We start from the raw sequence: 3040 nt of genomic DNA on the forward strand, positions 1-3040 counted from the left end.
GGCCGGCACCCGAAGTTCATCTGCCGGCGCGCGAGCTGAAGGCAGGTGCCGCATGAGCGCCCTGACCGTTCACGCGGACACACACGGGCCCTCCGGCGAAGAGGTGCCCGCGTCCGGGCGCGGCCCCGCTTCGGCGAGGGTGGTGGTGACCTACGGCTTCTGGCTCTTTTTGTTGAGCAACATCATGATGTTCGGGGCCTTCTTCGCAAGCTATTCGGTGCTGCACGGCCACACGGCCGGCGGCCCTTCGGGCCATGAGCTCTTCCATCGCGCCAAGCTGCCGGTCGGAACGGCCTGCCTGCTGTTCTTGAGTAATCACCGGGCAAACCCATCTTGACGCCAAACGCTGGTGCGCGTCAGCGCGGTACTGATTCAGTTCGTGCCCGGATTCCAACGGTGCGGCAGCAGCATCCTCGATTCAGCTCATCGGCTGCGTCGGCAGTCGCGTGAAGACGTCCTTCAGATACGCGTACGGGTCGTGTCCGTTGAGCCGTGCCGACTGGATCAGACTTATGATCACTGCGGCTTGCTGACCCGCACGCAAGCTGCCGGCAAACAACCAGTTCAAGCGCCCCACGGCCACCGACCGAATCTGGTTCTCGATCCAATTGTTCTCTGCCGGCAGTCGACCATCATCGATATAGCGCGTCAGCGCAAATTCGAACGCCTCACCTTACTTTGCGCGCAAATTCTGAGACGACCCTTGAAGAACAGTCTCTGCAAGCGCTTTGCCAGAGTCATTTATAGGTCGGCTTTTGGCCGCTTCCCGTCCGTGGCCGGCACGGAGCAGGCGGCTACGCGACGAGCAAAGCCCACACCCAATACGCCCCAATACCAATCTGCGCCAGAAACGCAAGAAATCGAGCATTGACCGCGGGCACGCTCAATGACGACAGATGGACGCTCGACTGGAACACGCGAGCGATTAAAAACCAGGGCGCGAGCCCATCGGTCACGCTGGTTCGGTTGGTAGCCAAAGCGATAAGCAAGAGGCCGCCAAATACAGGGATGCCCTCGAGGCAGTTGGCGTGCGCTCTGCTGAGCCGTTGCATGAACGGTGACAGATTCGAGTTGTCGGGCTGGAACTCATTCGCCGCGACCGCCCTTTGCATGACCAGTCGGGTACGAAGAGCTTCCATGAGGACAAGCAGAATCAGCGACCAAGCGATGAAGCTGGTCAGGACGAATGCAGACATGCTCGGCATGGTTCCATCTCCTCAGGATTCAACGAAGTCCGCAGAATACCCGGCGGTGGCGACCTGTCGGGCTGCGGCGCGCAAAAGTCCGCTTCTGGCCCGACTGTAGCCGGTTGGCGCCTTCGCGCGCCCTACGGTTCAGCCGTCGAGAGTTGATATCTCGCAAACGAAGTGGCTCCTATCGTGACAACGCTGTGCAAGTCGAAGCCGAAGCTTTCATAGAGGCTTCGTAGCCCGTGGCGGTCCGCGACGCAGTCCAGGCGAAGGTGAGCACGCCCAAGCTCTTGGGCTCGAGTCCGCGCATAGGACAGCAGCTCGGTCGAGACTCCCTTCTTCGCCCACGCTCGGCGAACGGCGAGCTTGTGAACGAAGGCCGAGGTGCCAATATGCCGGTAATGTGGTTGACTCATGGGCTGGCATTGGTAATCATTGCCAGCATTGGGTTTGAATCGCCCTGAATCGCCCCAGGATTGAACTGACCCCCAGAAGTTGGACGAACTTCAAGGAGTCCCATGGAGAAGTACGAGACAGAGTTCAAGCTCCAGGTCGTCAATAGCTTTCTAGAAGGTGAAGGCGGCGCAAAGCTGTTGGCGCGGCGGTGGAAAGTGCCCGAGGAAAAAATCCGTGCCTGGGTGAGCCACTACCGCCTCCACGGCATCGACGGTCTACGCCCCAAGCGCAGCGCCTACAGTTCGGAATTCAAGCTGCAGGTTCTGTTACATCAGGACCGCGAACGACTGTCCAGCCGTCGGGTCGCCGCCATCTATGACATCCGCAATCCGAACCAGGTTGTGGTCTGGCGACGCGACATTGCTGAGGGCGACGCGCAAGCTCTGGGGAACACCATGCCAAAGCCAGATACAAAGCCAGATACAAAGCCAGAACGACGTTGCTCAGAGACACCGCCCGAGGCCATCCCCGATTCGGCGGACACCCTGCGCGAAGAGAACGAGCGACTGCGCGCTGAGGTCGCGTACTTGAAAATAGTGCACGCCTTGATCCGAGCGAAGAGATCACTTGCGCCGACAAAGCGCGCTTGATACTCGGATTGAGGCATCACCACAAATTGACGGACCTGCTGCGGGCAGCAGGGCTTGCGCGCAGCACTTTCTACTACCAGTGCAAGGCGTCCAGCGTATCGAGCCAAGCGGCTTGGAGGCAAAGGTTCGCGCCGTTTACGGTGAACATAAAGGCCGCTACGGCTACCGAAAAATCACGGCAGCGCTGCGCAATTCGCTGGGGGTGTCCGTCAACCACAAGTGCGTCCAGCGCCTCATGAAGGAGATGGGATTGCGCACGCTGATTCGGGCGAGGAAGCGCTCTCGGCACGTCCCTGAAATCAGCGATGTGCACGTGCCAAACGTCCTGAAGCGAGACTTCTTCGCGAAGACTCCCAATGAGAAATGGGCAACCGACATCACCGAGTTCAACGTGAACCGGCAGAAGCTCTATCTGTCGGCCTGCATGGACTTGTACAACGGCGAGATCATTGCGCACCGCATGGCCAGGCGCCCTGTCTTCGACTTGGTCTCCGGTACGTTGGATGTGGCACTTGCGCGGGCCAAACACGTCGCTGGACTGACCGTACATTCAGACCAAGGCTGGCATTACAAAATGCAGCCATACCGGGCGATGCTTGCGCATCGCGGGGTAACGCAAAGCATGAGCCGAAGAGGCAATTGCTTTGACTGTGCTGTGATCGAAAGCTTCTTTGGCACCCTCAAGGCGGAGTACTTCCACCTTGAAAAACTTGGCGACGTTGATGAGCTCGAAGCGGGCGTGAATGAATACATCCACTACTACAACCACGAGCGCATCAAGCTGCGATTGAAAGGGCTTAGCCC

At 59.2% G+C, this 3040-nt stretch carries 3 protein-coding genes and 2 pseudogenes; 2 read left to right on the forward strand and 3 right to left on the reverse strand.

The window, feature by feature from the left end:
- Positions 1-52 precede the first annotated feature (52 nt).
- The gene (locus RCH10_RS27340; protein WP_323500355.1) at positions 53-337 is read left to right on the forward strand and encodes a hypothetical protein; all 285 of its coding nucleotides are present in this window, start codon (positions 53-55) and stop codon (positions 335-337) included.
- A 35-nt stretch (positions 338-372) separates the two neighbouring features.
- On the opposite strand, the pseudogene RCH10_RS27345 reads toward RCH10_RS27340, so the two are convergent.
- From RCH10_RS27345 to RCH10_RS27355, 3 genes and pseudogenes are all read right to left on the reverse strand, one after another.
- Positions 373-655, reverse strand: a pseudogene (locus RCH10_RS27345) (transposase domain-containing protein); the annotation flags it as partial.
- A 139-nt stretch (positions 656-794) separates the two neighbouring features.
- Positions 795-1196, reverse strand: a complete 402-nt coding sequence (locus RCH10_RS27350) for an MAPEG family protein (RefSeq protein ID WP_323499630.1) — start codon at positions 1194-1196, stop codon at positions 795-797.
- Positions 1197-1327: 131 nt separating this feature from the next.
- Positions 1328-1606, reverse strand: a complete 279-nt coding sequence (locus RCH10_RS27355) for a GNAT family N-acetyltransferase (RefSeq protein WP_323500357.1) — start codon at positions 1604-1606, stop codon at positions 1328-1330.
- Positions 1607-1708: 102 nt separating this feature from the next.
- On the opposite strand from RCH10_RS27355, the pseudogene RCH10_RS27360 reads away from it, so the two are divergent.
- Positions 1709-3040: pseudogene (locus RCH10_RS27360) on the forward strand (IS3 family transposase); the annotation flags it as partial.

Origin of the sequence: Variovorax sp. GrIS 2.14, assembly GCF_046115955.1 — a bacterium.
Lineage (GTDB): Bacteria > Pseudomonadota > Gammaproteobacteria > Burkholderiales > Burkholderiaceae_C > Variovorax.